At 67.5% G+C, this 12,410-nt stretch carries 19 protein-coding genes; 12 read left to right on the plus strand and 7 right to left on the minus strand.

Annotated elements, in window-relative coordinates; genetic code table 11:
* Positions 1-3: 3 nt before the first annotated feature.
* Positions 4-387 carry a pyridoxamine 5'-phosphate oxidase family protein gene (locus KLK06_RS58645; protein WP_214644605.1) on the minus strand — a complete coding sequence of 128 codons (384 nt, stop codon included), beginning with the start codon at positions 385-387 and terminating at the stop codon, positions 4-6.
* Positions 384-1,193 carry an NAD(P)H-binding protein gene (locus KLK06_RS58650; protein WP_214644606.1) on the minus strand — a complete coding sequence of 270 codons (810 nt, stop codon included), beginning with the start codon at positions 1,191-1,193 and terminating at the stop codon, positions 384-386. Before KLK06_RS58650 ends, KLK06_RS58645 begins: the two co-directional genes overlap by 4 nt.
* 171 nt (positions 1,194-1,364) lie before the next feature.
* Between KLK06_RS58650 and KLK06_RS58655 the strand changes: the two genes are divergently transcribed.
* Positions 1,365-2,120: an NAD(P)H-binding protein gene (locus tag KLK06_RS58655; protein WP_214644607.1), complete on the plus strand. Its 756-nt coding sequence runs from the start codon at positions 1,365-1,367 to the stop codon at positions 2,118-2,120.
* 109 nt (positions 2,121-2,229) lie between these two features.
* Entirely contained in the window at positions 2,230-2,679 is a 450-nt protein-coding gene (locus KLK06_RS58660; protein ID WP_214644608.1) for a hypothetical protein, read from the plus strand.
* A 64-nt stretch (positions 2,680-2,743) separates the two neighbouring features.
* Here the strand turns inward: KLK06_RS58660 and KLK06_RS58665 are convergent, their stop codons facing one another.
* A complete protein-coding gene (locus KLK06_RS58665; protein WP_214644609.1) occupies positions 2,744-3,484 on the minus strand; it encodes an ABC transporter ATP-binding protein in 741 nt (246 codons plus the stop codon).
* A 195-nt stretch (positions 3,485-3,679) separates the two neighbouring features.
* Between KLK06_RS58665 and KLK06_RS58670 the strand changes: the two genes are divergently transcribed.
* The 10 genes from KLK06_RS58670 to KLK06_RS58715 are packed head-to-tail and all read left to right on the plus strand — an operon-like array spanning position 3,680 to position 8,984.
* Positions 3,680-4,147, plus strand: coding sequence for a hypothetical protein (locus KLK06_RS58670; protein ID WP_214644610.1), 468 nt, complete (start codon positions 3,680-3,682; stop codon positions 4,145-4,147).
* A gap of 5 nt (positions 4,148-4,152) precedes the next feature.
* The gene (locus tag KLK06_RS58675; protein ID WP_214644611.1) at positions 4,153-5,361 is read left to right on the plus strand and encodes an SRPBCC family protein; all 1,209 of its coding nucleotides are present in this window, start codon (positions 4,153-4,155) and stop codon (positions 5,359-5,361) included.
* 36 nt (positions 5,362-5,397) lie between these two features.
* A complete protein-coding gene (gene gvpJ / locus KLK06_RS58680; protein WP_214644612.1) occupies positions 5,398-5,802 on the plus strand; it encodes a gas vesicle protein GvpJ in 405 nt (134 codons plus the stop codon).
* 1 nt (position 5,803) lies between these two features.
* On the plus strand, positions 5,804-6,607 hold the full coding sequence (locus KLK06_RS58685; protein ID WP_214644613.1) for a GvpL/GvpF family gas vesicle protein: 804 nt from the start codon (positions 5,804-5,806) through the stop codon (positions 6,605-6,607).
* Positions 6,608-6,613: 6 nt separating this feature from the next.
* Entirely contained in the window at positions 6,614-6,844 is a 231-nt protein-coding gene (locus tag KLK06_RS58690; protein WP_214644614.1) for a gas vesicle protein GvpG, read from the plus strand.
* A 47-nt stretch (positions 6,845-6,891) separates the two neighbouring features.
* Positions 6,892-7,293: a gas vesicle protein GvpO gene (gene gvpO, locus KLK06_RS58695; RefSeq protein WP_214644615.1), complete on the plus strand. Its 402-nt coding sequence runs from the start codon at positions 6,892-6,894 to the stop codon at positions 7,291-7,293.
* Positions 7,290-7,691 (plus strand): gas vesicle protein, encoded by a 402-nt coding sequence (locus KLK06_RS58700; protein ID WP_214644616.1) that lies wholly within the window; start codon positions 7,290-7,292, stop codon positions 7,689-7,691. The genes gvpO and KLK06_RS58700 overlap by 4 nt, the downstream gene beginning before the upstream one ends.
* A complete protein-coding gene (locus KLK06_RS58705; RefSeq protein WP_214644617.1) occupies positions 7,684-8,478 on the plus strand; it encodes a GvpL/GvpF family gas vesicle protein in 795 nt (264 codons plus the stop codon). The genes KLK06_RS58700 and KLK06_RS58705 overlap by 8 nt, the downstream gene beginning before the upstream one ends.
* Positions 8,468-8,677, plus strand: coding sequence for a gas vesicle protein (locus KLK06_RS58710; RefSeq protein ID WP_214644618.1), 210 nt, complete (start codon positions 8,468-8,470; stop codon positions 8,675-8,677). Before KLK06_RS58705 ends, KLK06_RS58710 begins: the two co-directional genes overlap by 11 nt.
* Positions 8,667-8,984: a gas vesicle protein K gene (locus tag KLK06_RS58715; RefSeq protein ID WP_214644619.1), complete on the plus strand. Its 318-nt coding sequence runs from the start codon at positions 8,667-8,669 to the stop codon at positions 8,982-8,984. Before KLK06_RS58710 ends, KLK06_RS58715 begins: the two co-directional genes overlap by 11 nt.
* Before the next feature lie 55 nt (positions 8,985-9,039).
* Here the strand turns inward: KLK06_RS58715 and KLK06_RS58720 are convergent, their stop codons facing one another.
* The 4 genes from KLK06_RS58720 to KLK06_RS58735 form a co-directional block, all read right to left on the minus strand.
* Positions 9,040-9,213, minus strand: coding sequence for a CsbD family protein (locus KLK06_RS58720; protein WP_214644620.1), 174 nt, complete (start codon positions 9,211-9,213; stop codon positions 9,040-9,042).
* A 72-nt stretch (positions 9,214-9,285) separates the two neighbouring features.
* A complete protein-coding gene (locus KLK06_RS58725) occupies positions 9,286-10,728 on the minus strand; it encodes a DHA2 family efflux MFS transporter permease subunit (RefSeq protein WP_214644621.1) in 1,443 nt (480 codons plus the stop codon).
* Between the two features lie 68 nt (positions 10,729-10,796).
* Positions 10,797-11,282, minus strand: a complete 486-nt coding sequence (locus KLK06_RS58730; RefSeq protein WP_214644622.1) for a MarR family winged helix-turn-helix transcriptional regulator — start codon at positions 11,280-11,282, stop codon at positions 10,797-10,799.
* A gap of 53 nt (positions 11,283-11,335) precedes the next feature.
* Positions 11,336-12,388, minus strand: coding sequence for a sialidase family protein (locus tag KLK06_RS58735; protein WP_308169055.1), 1,053 nt, complete (start codon positions 12,386-12,388; stop codon positions 11,336-11,338).
* Positions 12,389-12,410 lie beyond the last annotated feature (22 nt).

Raw genomic sequence — 12,410 nt, forward strand, 5'->3', positions numbered from 1 at the left:
TCCTTATCGAAGGTTGAGCTGTGTGATGCGGTCGACCGCGATCTCGATGACCACGCGACCGGGCGGATTCGGGGGCGGCGACCCATAGCGCGTGACATAGCGGCGTACGCCCTCGGCCACCCGCTTGGTCGCGTCGTGCACGGTGGCGACGCCCTCGAGCGTCACCCACCGGAACCCCACCGCCTGGCAGATCGCCACGCGCCCGCCTGGCCCAGCGATGAGGTTTCTGGCTTTTCTGGTGGTGCCGATGGTCAGAACCCGGGCCAGCTCCGCCTCGCCGTCCCAGGTGAAGCGCACCGCGACCACATGCGGCGAGCCGTCGGGACGCAGGGTGGTCAGGGTGGCCACATGAGGTTCGGCGAGGAAGCCCTCGACGATCGTGTTCACCGGAAGGCGGGGAGGTTGCGCGCGGCCCACTCTTCGAAGGTGCGCGGCGCACGCCCGAGGATGCGCTCGACGTCGGGGCTGACGGTCTGCTCGACCACGGTCGGCGCGCCGAGGATGGCCAGCGTGCCCTCGACGACGGGCTCGGGCATCACCTGGAGCATCTGCGCGCGTGCCTCATCGCGGGTCTGCTCCACGAACCGCACGGGCTCGCCGAGCGCCCGGCTGAGCGCCTCCGCCCGCTCGCGCGGGGTGACGAGCACAGGTCCGGTCAGTTCGTAGGTACGGCCGGAGTGCCCGGACCCGCGCAGCACCGCGGCCGCGACCTCGGCGATGTCGGCCGGGTCGATGGTCGGCAGCCCGACGTCCCCGAAGGGCGCCGCGGCGGTACGCCGGGTCCGGACCGATTCGGCCCAGGCGTAGGCGTTGGAGTCGAAGCCGCCCGGCCGCAGGATCGTGAAGTCCAGTCCCGACTCGCGTACGACCTGCTCGAACAGGGCCGGGTGCCGGTAGACCTCGGGACGGGTGCCCGCCCCCTGGGAGGACAGCAGCACGATCCGCTTGACGTTCGCGGCCTCCTTCAGAATCCCGTGCGGGTCCTCCCCGGCCACGAGCAGGAAGAGCGCGTCGGCGCCTTCCAGCGCGGGGCGGAGGCTCGCGGGGTCGTTCAGGTCGGCCTGGCTGTGCCGTACCCCCTCGGCGAACTCGGCCGGCCGGCGGGACACTGCCGTGACCTGTTCGCCTGCGGCGGCGAGCGTGTTGACGAGCTCGCGCCCGACGTTACCCGTGGCGCCCGTGACAACGATCATGATGATTGCTCCTCAGAAGTTAGTCAGTTAGTTGGCTGACTGAGAAGAACCATAGCGGGTCCGCGCAGCGCTTGTCGATAGTTAGTTGGGCGACTAACTCAGCCTCGGTGGTCGATAGATCGGAATATTTCCGTACACGATCGGGCTGGCCTGCTCGTGACCAGGATTCTCGTGACCGGCGCGACCGGCAATGTCGGTCGGCAGGTTGTTGCCCAGCTTCTGTCCACCGGCACTCCTGTGCGCGCGCTGATGAGAGATGCTCAGCAACCCCGGCTCCCGGAAGGGGCCGAGGCAGTGGAAGGGGACCTGTCCAGGCCGGGCACACTGGAGCGCGCACTGGCGGAGATCGAGACGGTGTTCCTGATCTGGCCTTTCCTCACCACCGAAGGCGCCCCGGCCGTCCTCGATGTGATCGCGGGCCATGCCCGCCGCGTCGTCTACCTCTCATCGTCCGGGGTGAATGACGCTGCCGAACGGCAGACCGACCCGATCAACCAGCTCCACGCCGACATGGAGAGCCTGATCGAGAAGTCCGGTCTGCAGTGGACCATCCTGCGGTCGAACACGATCGCCTCCAACGCTCGCGGCTGGGCCGAGCAGATCCGCGGCGCGGGTGTCGTCCGCGGTCCCGACATCGCCGCCACCGCGGTGATCGACCCGCGGGACATCGCGACGGTTGCGGTACGTGTGCTGATCGACGATGGACATGAGCGTGCGACGCACGTGCTGACCGGTCCGCAGGTGGTGAGCAGGGCCCAGCAGGTCCACGCGATCGGGGAGGCGATCGGCCGCCCGTTGCGCTTCGAGAAGGTGCCCATAGCAGCCGCGCGAAAGCAACTGCTCGCGGACGGCAGGCCTCCTGCCCTGGTAGAGGCCCTGTTGGCCGGCGCCGAAGTCCAGGGCAGTGGACACCGGGAGATCTCGTGATGCCAGGGCCCGGGCATCCCGATCGGCCAGCCAGACCAGACCGCTGTAGTCGTTCGGCCCGCCGCCCGGGCCGCTCAGCTGCGCCCACGGATAGACGGGGGCGGCCGCGGTGACGGCGATCCCGGCGATGGGGAACGTCCGGCCGGAGAGGGTGACGCGGTCGCCGACGCGGACGCCGAGAGCGGCGGCGAAGCCGCGTTCGACCACCACGGCTCCGCCGCGTACCCAACCGCCCGAGGTCACCAACGGGCGGTTCACCGGTCCCGGTGCCGCGCCGGCGCCGTACGCCACCGCGTGCGTCTTGGCGTCACCCGCGGTGAGCGTTGTGTACACAATGCGGTACGGCCCGTTGTGGGCGGAGACCTCAGGAGAGTCCGTCAACGACGCCAGAGCCGAGAGTGCGCTCCGGCCGGAGTCCGCCGACACCGCCACCAGGTCCGGGCCGGCCGTGGCCTGCCGGGTCTGGTGGTACATCGTCTCGGTCGCCCCGCTCAGCGACAGCCCCAGGGCCAGAGCCGCGGTGGCGGCGGTGATCGAGAGCAGGAGCATCGCGGCCTGAGCCCCGTGCCGGCGGATGTCGGCGATGACGAGGCGGGCGACGAGTATGGTGCGACCCACGGCGGTCAGCCCTCCAGCCCGATCAGGCCGCCGAGCCACCCACTGGTGCTGCCGGCCATCCGGGTGTCGTCGACGAACATCCCGTCACGCATCGAGATCAGCCGGTCCGCGATGGCCGCGACCCGCTCGTCGTGCGTGACGATCATGAGGGTCTGCCCTGCGGAACGCAGCTCCTCGAAGATGCTCAGCATGTCGAGTGTCGCTGTGGAGTCGAGGTTACCGGTGGGCTCGTCGGCCAGCATGAGCAGCGGCTCGTTGATCAGGGCGCGGGCGATGGCGACCCGCTGACGTTGCCCGCCGGACAGCTCAGAAGGCAGATGCCGGGCGCGGCCGGCGAGCCCGACCCGTTCCAGCAGGAGCCTCGCGCGCCGCCTGGCCTCGCGCGGCGAACTCCCGGCCAGCAGCGCGGGAAGCTCCACATTCTCCGCCGCCGACAGCTCCTCCATCAGATGGAAGGACTGGAAGACGAAGCCCACCGACCGGCGCCGCAGTTGAGCCAGGGCCCGCTCGCTCAGGGTGTCGACGCGTCGGCCGGCCAGCCAGATCTCCCCACCGTTGGGCCGCTCCAGGCCACCCAGAAGGTGCAGCAGGGTGGATTTCCCGCAGCCGCTGGGGCCCATCACCGCCAGCATCTCCCCCTCGGGCACGTCCAGGTCGACCTCGTCAACCGCGCGGACCCGGCTCTGCCCCTGACCGTGCTCTTTCACCAGGCCGCGGACCCGCACCACAGCGCTCACCACGTTCATGCACCTCCACCCCCTAACGGTTAGCCAATAGATAGCGGTTAGCCGCAAGAGGTGTCAAACGCCACGCCCCGGGACGGGTCATCCCATTCCAGGCCACTCTCACGTCAAATCTGTCCGTTTTTTCCGATCATGTGTTTGTTTGTCTTTTTCGTAGGGCAGGTGGAGACCGGTTGTCGAGCGCAAGGAGCGCTGGTCATGAAAGACAAAATCCAGATAGGGCTGGCCATCGCCGCGGGGTACTACCTCGGCCGGCGCCACAAGCTACGTTGGGCGACCACGCTGGCGATGGCCGGAGTGGCCAGTCGACTGCGCGGCCAGGGGGGCCTGCTGCAACAGGGAATCAAGGTGCTCGGTACGTCGCCCGAGCTGGAGAAGATCACCGGCCGCCTGCGCGGCGAGCTGATGGAAGTCGGCAAGGCCGCAGCGGTGGCCATGACGAGCAGACAGATCGAATCGCTGACCACGAGACTGCATGAGCGGGCCGAGGGGTTGCGCAAGCCCGGCGCGCCCGAGGACACGGACGAAGAAGAGGACTACGAGGAGGACGAGTACGAGGAGGAGCCGGAAGAAGAGGAAGAGCCCCCTAAGCCGGCGCCACGAAGAAGAAAGCCCAAGGCCGAACCCGCACGCGCCACGCGGCCCGTCCGTAGAGCACGGGGGTGAACTCGATGGCTCAAGCACCGAAGACTCAGCCCATCAAGAAAGTCGCCGATGCACTGCCGACGAACGAGCTCACCCAAGAGCTCAAAAACCTCGGACAAGCCTTGGCCGAGCGAGGCATGCAGTCCCTGGCCGGAAAAGTCGAGGGGATGACCGGCCGGCTTACCGAGTACGCGTCGGGCGACGGCGGAGGCGGACTGATAGGCGCGATTACCGGATCGAAGAAGTCGGGTGGCTCGTCCTCCAGCGGTTCGATCCTGGGCGAGGCCGGCAAGGGGGCTATCAAGGGCGCCTTCAAGGGCCTGATGGGCAAGCTGACCAAGGGGAACAAGAAGCTGCGGTTCGTCAACATCAACGAAGCGCTCGACATCGGCGCTCCTGTACGGGTCGTCTACAACCAATGGACACAGTTCCAGGACTTTCCCACCTTCATGAAGAAGGTGGAGCACGTAGGGAACGAGTCCGAGGAGAAGCTCGACTGGAAGGCGCAGATTTTCTGGTCCCATCGGAACTGGGAGTCGCAGATCGTCGAGCAGGTGCCCGACGATCGGATCATCTGGCGATCCAAGGGGCCCAAGGGCTACGTCGACGGGGCTGTCAGCTTCCACGCCCTCGCACCCAACCTGACCCGGGTCGTGCTCGTACTCGAGTATCACCCGAAAGGACTGTTCGAGCACATCGGCAATATGTGGCGCGCGCAGGGCAGGCGGGCACGGCTGGAGTTCAAACACTTCAGGCGGCATGTCATGACACAGGCCATGCTGCATCCCGAGGAGATGGAAGACGCCGGTTGGCGTGGCGTGATTCACGACGGTGAAGTCGTCAAGGACCACGAGACGGCTGTCGAGGAGGAACGGGCCGCACAGGAAGAGGAGCCGGAAGAGGGCGAGCGCGCGGAAGAGGAAGAGCCAGAAGAGGGCGAGCGCGCGGAAGAGGAAGAGCCGGAAGAGGGCGAGCGCGCGGAAGAGGAGGAGCCAGAGGAAGAGGAAGAGGAAGAGCCGGAAGAGGAGGAAGAAGCGCCAGCGGAAGAAGAGGACGAGCTGGAAGAAGAGGAACCAGAGGAAGAGGAAGAAGAGGAAGAAGAGGAGCCGGAGGAAGAGGAAGAGCCGGAAGAGAAGCCGCGTGCCGCGTCCCCCCAGAAACGCCCGAAGAGAAGACCGCCGGCTCCCGCCAAGGAGCGGCCGGTTCGCCGCAGGGCCGGTGGCCGCAGCGCGTGACGCGGGGCCACGTCACAAAGACCGAGGGGGAAAGCAATGACCGTCCAACCCGCGTCAGGCGGAGTCGCCTCAGGTCCATCTCCGTCAGGCTTGGCCGACGTCATCGACACGATTCTCGACAAGGGGCTTGTGATCGACGCGTACGTCCGGGTCTCACTCGTCGGCATCGAGCTCTTGACGATCGATGCCCGGATCGTCGTGGCCAGCGTGGATACCTACTTGCGCTTCGCCGAGGCCGTCAATCGGACGGATCTTTCGGAGTCCGGCGGGACCGGCCTGCCCGACCTCATGAAGGACGTGTCGCAGGGTCAGATCAGCGGCAAGAGCAAGGACGTCGCCCAAGGGGTGCTGGAAGCGGCGGGGGAGAAGCTGAGTGACTTCGTCGGCGACAGTTCCGAGAAAGAGACGCGTAGCCGGCGGCATGACCGAGAGGAGCGCTGAAATGGCGCAATCTGCGAAAGCTGCGGATGCCGCTGGGCCTGAGCAGCGCACTCAGAGCACCGGCGTCTACGTCTACGGTCTCGTACCCGAGGACGTCGAGGTGTCCAGCGACGCGCGCGGCGTAGGGGACGAGTCCGGAGAGATCAGGCTGGTCCGGCATGGCAAGATCGCTGCTCTGGTGAGTGATGTACCGCTCGATCGCGCGCTGGGCACCCCCGACGACCTGTTCCGGCACGAGGCCTTGCTGGACGCCACGGCCGCCGAGGTTCCGGTGCTTCCGCTCCGCTTCGGTGCGGTGATGACGAACGCGGAAGCCGTCGTCGACGAGCTGTTGACGCCCCACCACGATGAGTTCCACAGTGCGCTGGAAGAACTGGAGGGGCGGGCCGAGTACGTCGTCAAAGGGCGCTACGTCGAGCAGACGCTGTTCCGTGAGGTGCTGCGTGAGTTCCCGGAGGCCGCGCGGTTGCGTGAGGAGATCAAGGGACAACCGGAGGAGCTGACGCGGGATGCGCGGATCCAGCTCGGGGAGCTGGTGAACCAGGCGGTCGCGGCCAAACGCGAAGCCGACACGCAGACTCTGGTCGAAGCCGTGGCTCCCCTCGCCGTCTTCACCGTCGTCCGGGAGCCCTCTCATGAACAGGACGCCGCTCATCTGGCCGTGCTCATGGAGACGGACCGGCAAGGCGAACTGGAGGAGGTCATGAACGAGTTCGCCGACCGATGGGCTGACCGGGTCGAGATGCGCCTGCTCGGTCCGCTGGCACCGTACGACTTCATCACCGCACGGACAGCTCAGGAGTGATGCGGGATGGGACTGATCGGCCTCATTTTCGGCTGGCCGCTCGCGCCGGTCAAGGCGGTGATCCGGCTCGGCGAGCTGATACAGGAGCAGGCGGAGCAGGAACTGCATGACCCGGCGGTTGTCCGGCGTCGGCTGGAGGAGATCGAGCGGTCCAGAGCCGACGGCCTGATCACCGAAGAGGAAGAGGCTCTGCAGATGCGGCAGGTTCTCCAGTCGATGACCGGCGGACCCGGCTAGGCCGAGGCCGCCACGCCGCCGGGTGACGAACAAGGGGGGGTGATCGCGTGCCTGTCAGGCGCACTGCCCGCGAAGAGCGGGCGGCCGGCATCCGGACGGCGAAGGGCCCGCGGGAAGAGAACGACGACGTCAGCGACGAGAGAAGGACGGGGCCGCGTCCGAAACGCCGCACACGTGGGCTGTCGGTGGCGGCGGTCGGCGAAGCGGGGCTGCGTCACATCGCCGGTCTCGCCGCAGGGGACCCGGAAGGCATCACGCTGGTGAAGCCGGTCGAGGGCGGCTGGTTGGTGAATGTAGAGGTATTGGAAGATCACCGCATTCCCTCCTCTGGCGACATCCTCGCGCTGTACGAGGCGGAGTTGGATCCGGAGGGAAACCTGCTGTCCTATCGGCGGCTCCAGCGCTACAAGCGGGGCAGCGGCGCCGCCGGAGAGGGCGGTCCGCGATGACCGAGCCGGGTGGCGTGGTACGCCGGCCCACTTCTTCCCTGTCGTCCTCCGGCCACGAGCCGGCGAACCTCGGCGACATCCTGGAACGGGTGCTCGACCGGGGCATCATCATCGCGGGAGACATCCGCGTGAACCTCCTGGACATCGAGCTGCTGACCATCAAGCTCCGGTTGATCATCGCTTCGGTGGACACCGCCAGGGAGATGGGCATCGACTGGTGGGAGCACGATCCCTGGCTCTCAGGGAAGGATCGGGAGCTGGTCGAGGAGAACCGCAGGCTCCGCGACCGCCTCGCCGCGATGGAGGAGGGCACCGCCCTGCCCCGCGAGCGGACCGCGGAGGTCGAGCCCCCTCGCCGGCGAACCGTTAAAGCTGAAGTGGAAGAGCAAGATGAATAACGCGGGCACCTATCTGTACGCCGTTACGCGCGCCGAGGCCTCCGCACCCGCTGAAGACCTGAAGGGTGTGGCCGGTGAGGCGGTCCGCGCGATCACGCATGCCGGTCTCGTCGCCTACGTGAGCACGGTTCCGCTGGACCGGTTCGGCGAAGAGCCGCTGCGGCGGTCCATGGAAGACCTGGACTGGCTGAGTGAGACCGCCCGCGCGCACCATCACGTGGTCGAGGAGGTCGCGCGGACGACCCCGACGGCCCCGGTACGGCTGGTCACGGTCTACAGCGGCGAAGACCAGATCCGGGAGCTCCTGGACCGGCGCCATGACGATTTCACCGCGACACTCGCGCGGATCACCGACCGGCAGGAATGGGGCGTGAAAGCGTACGTCGATCCGACTGCGCCGCCTTCCGCCGAAGAAGGCGAGAAAGACGAGGCGGCGACCAGCCCGGGACTGGCCTACCTCAAGAAACGGCAAGCGAGTCTGCGTAGCCGCGAGGAGATCTGGCGCCAGGCCGCCGTCCGCGGCGAACAGATCCATGAGGTCCTGAAGTCCATGGCGGTCGCGAGCCAGCGCCATCGCCCCCAGGACCCCCAGCTTTCGGGTCGTGAGGAGTGGATGATCCTCAACGGCGCCTACCTTGTCGATCTCGACCGCGGCGCGGAATTCGCCCGGCTCGTCGACGGGCTGCGCGGTGAGGGGATCGACGTGCAGCTCACCGGTCCATGGGCGCCGTACTCCTTCGCCGCCTTCGCCGAGCCGTCCAGAGGGGAGACAGGCGATGACGCTTGACCAGCCCCGCGGTGCCGTGCTCGCCCAGGAGGGCCGGCTGCCACCCGAGCGGGTGGCGCTGGTGGACCTCCTGGACCGGCTGCTGGCGGGCGGGGTCGTCGTGAGCGGCGACCTTGTCCTGTCCATCGCGGACATCGACCTGGTGCGCATCTCCGTACGCGCACTGATCATGTCGGTACGGGGGTCCGATGGAGAATAAACCCTCTTCATCAGCGCAAAAGGTGCCGTCGAGACGCCTACGCATCGAGACCGATTCCGAGGCGATGGAGCGCGACCTGTCGCGCCTCGTGCTCACCCTGGTCGAGCTGGTACGCCAGCTCGTCGAGCGTCAATGTGTGCGACGGATGGAGCAAGGAGATCTGTCGGACGAACAGATCGAGACACTGGGCCTGACCTTGATGCGGCTGGAAGAAGCGATGACCGAATTGTGTGACCGGTTCGGCCTTTCTCCATCCGATCTCAATCTCGACCTCGGGCCGTTGGGGACGCTGCTTCCCCCAGATTGACGCTCCCGCACACGACAGCGGAAGCCGCGTTGTCGTGCGGCTTCCGCTGCGCAGATCACTTCTTGAAGGCGTCCTTCACCTTCTCGCCCGCTTGCTTGAGATTGCCCTTGACCTTCTCGGTCTTCCCCTCGGCCTGCAGCGATTCATCGTCGGTAGCGTCTCCGACACGCTCTTTGGCCGTGCCTGCTACTTCCTGCGCCTTGGCCTTGATCTTATCTGCGTTGCTCATATTCAGCCCCCTTGTGGGTGTTGCTTAGGAGTAGCTACCCACGTCGCAGAAAGCATTCCTGATCCGGCGAAGTCAAGCCGGGCTGAGCAGAGCCTCGTCTTCCTTGGGGGTGGGGTCCGGCTTGGGCTGCCGCAGTACGGTGAGCGCGACGATGAAGGCGGCCACGAGCAGCGCGGCGGAGATGGTGAAGGCCACGGTGTAGCCGCCGGTCAGCGCGACCGCCTGGCTCCGGCCGGCGGACAGCAGCTCCTCAGTACGCGAGGCGGCCAGCGTGGACAGCACCGCGACGCCGATGGCCATGCCGACCTGCTGGGTGGTGTTGAACAGCCCGGAGGCCAGGCCCGCGTCGTCGGCCTTGGCGCCGGACATGCCGAGCGTGGTCAGCGCCGGGAGCACCAGGCCGCCACCCGCGATGAGCAGCATGACCGGGAGCAGGTCGGTGACGTAGTCCGCGGTCACCGGTACGCGGGTGAGCCAGCCCATCGCGCCGAGCAGGAGCGCCAGGCCCACCAGCAGGACGGGGCGTTCGCCGAAGCGGGTGTTGAGCCGAGCCGAGACGAACAGGGAGATGCCGCCGATGGCCACCGCCGCGGGAAGCATCGCCAGACCGGTTTCGAGCGCGGTGTAGCCGAGGACCTTCTGCATGTAGAGCGCGACGATGATCTGGAAGGAGAACATGGCCGACAGCGCCAGCATCTGGACCACGTTGGCACCGGAGACATTGCGCGAGTGGAAGATCCGCAGCGGCATCAGCGGAGTCCTGGCGGTCGCCTGACGGACGACGAACGCGGCCAGCAGGGCGAGTGACACCGCGCCGAGGCCGAGCGTGTGGGCCGCGAGCCAGCCGTACTGCTCGATCTTGACCACCGTGTAGATGCCCAGCATCAGGCCGCTGGTGACCAGCGCGGCGCCGATGACGTCCGCCCCGGCGGCCAGTCCGGCCCCACGCTCGCCCGGCAGTGCCCAGATCGCCAGTCCGATCGTGGCCAGGCCGATCGGCAGGTTGATGAAGAAGATCCAGTGCCAGCTGAGCGCGTCGGTGATGACCCCGCCCAGGACCTGGCCGATCGCGGCTCCGGCGGCGCCGGTGAAGCTGAAGACGCCGATCGCCTTGGCCCGCTCCCTGGCCACGGTGAACAGCGTCACCAGGATGCCCAGCACGACCGCGGAGGCCATGGCGCTGCCGATGCCCTGCAGGAACCGGGCGCCGATCAGCATGCCGGGCCCGGTCGCCGCGCCGGCCAGCAGCGATGCGGCGGTGAAGACCGCGTTTCCGGCCAGGAACATGGTTTTCCGGCCGATGAGGTCGCCCAACCGGCCGGCCAGGAGGAGCAGCCCGCCGAAAGCGATCCCGTACGCGTTGACGATCCAGCTGAGCCCGGCGGGCGAGAAGCCCAGATCCCGCTGGATGGCCGGCATCGCGACGGTCACGATGCTGCCGTCCAGGACCGTCATCAGCATCGCTGCGGACAGCACCATGAGCGCCAGCCAGCGGGAAGGTGCGGTATTTGACATGACCATCTCCTGCTCAAAGGGGCAACAGGAGAGACCATAGCAGATAGTTTTGTTGCAGACTATCTATTTCAGGACTTCTGCCGAGCCCGCCTGACCCCCTGCGGAACCTCGGCGGGGGCGGCCAGATGCTCCTTCACCAGGCGGTTCATGGCCCGCAGGAGCACTTCGGCCTCATCGTCGGGCAGCGCGTCCAGGGCCGCCTGGTGCACACCGTCGACGATCGCCTGGCTCTGCTCGGCGACCTCCGCGCCCTTCTCGGTGATCGCGATGATCCGGGCGCGGCGGTCCGTACTGGACGGGCGGCGCTCGGCGAGGCCCGCCTTCTCCAAGGCGTCGACGGTGACCACCATCGTGGTCTTGTCCATGTCGCCGAGCTCCGCGAGCTGGATCTGCGTGCGCTCCTCCTGCAGGGCGTGCACGAGCACGCAGTGCATCCGCGCCGTCAGCCCGATCTCGGCCAGCGCCGCCGCCATCCGGGTTCTCAGGACGTGGCTGGTGTGGTCCAGCAGGTACGACAGATCCGGCGCGGTGCGGGCAGGGGCCATGGCAGTCATGGCCCTAGTCTACCAATTGGTTCCGTTCCGGATTATCTGCCAGTGGATCGGGTTCAGGGCAGGCCGATGGCGCTCTCCCAGAACCAGTTCCAGCGGATCTCGTCCCGGAAGCGGGATGCGCCCGCCTCGTACAGCACGCCGATCGCACCGTTGCCGGCGAGCGTCATGTCGGAGTATCCGGCGTGGTCGCTGTCAATGCGGACACCGGCGTGGTTGGGGGTGCCGTCGTAGTTGTCCCAGGTCGCTGCTTCGTCGAAGGAGGAGCGGACGTTCATGCCCACAGGGTTGTTGTCGGTCTTCGCGGTAGCGGGCGCCGACAGCAGGATCCGGCTGTAGGAGCCGCCGTCCCAGCGCTGGCGGAGCAGGGCGGGGTGGGTGGGCGGGGCGGTGATGACGGTGTCGGCCTGGAATTCGCCGTCGAAGGACAGGCCCCCGTCCGTGCTCTTGCCTCGGGCGAGGCCGTGGACGGAGGTCTGGTCCGGGACCGCGCCGTTGCGGGCGATCACGTGGATGCTCCCGTCGGTCCGCTCGACCAGGGTCTGCTCGCTCAGCTTGAGGACCGACTTGTCGTAGGTCGCGGTCGCGCCGATCTTCCAGGTTCCGCCGTGGTCGTCGCTGTAGATCAGCCGTACGCTCTGCTGGTCGCCCACGGCGAAGTAGACGGGCACCACCAGGCGTCCCGCGTACTGGCCGCGCGTCAACTGGATCCCATGCCCCGGCCCGGTGGCGAACCAGTCGCCGGTGCCCGCCGACGCCTTGATGGCGCTCGACAGGTCCTTCGGCGCCGACCAGGTCAGCCCGTCGTCATCGCTGACCTGGACGGCGGGCCTTCGGGGTGTGCTCTGGCCTGCCGTCGGCTCGGACGTGCTGAACAGGAACACCGGTCCGGTCGAGTCCGCCAGCAGCGTCGCGTCCCCTTGGAGGATCGCCCCCGTGGTACTGGCCAGGACGGTCCTGCTGGCCGTCCACGTGACGCCGTTGTCGACGGAGCGCCGCATGACGGCTCTTCGAACTTGAACGGGGTTTGAGGTTCCGCGGAGTGCAGGGGGCTTGAGAGAGCTCGTGGCTCTCGGTGATCCTTCTTGTTGTCGAAGCAAGAAGATCACAGCAGAGAAGCCACGAGCATGG

The organism is Nonomuraea sp. NEAU-A123 (assembly GCF_018603905.1).
Classification (GTDB): Bacteria; Actinomycetota; Actinomycetes; order Streptosporangiales; family Streptosporangiaceae; genus Nonomuraea.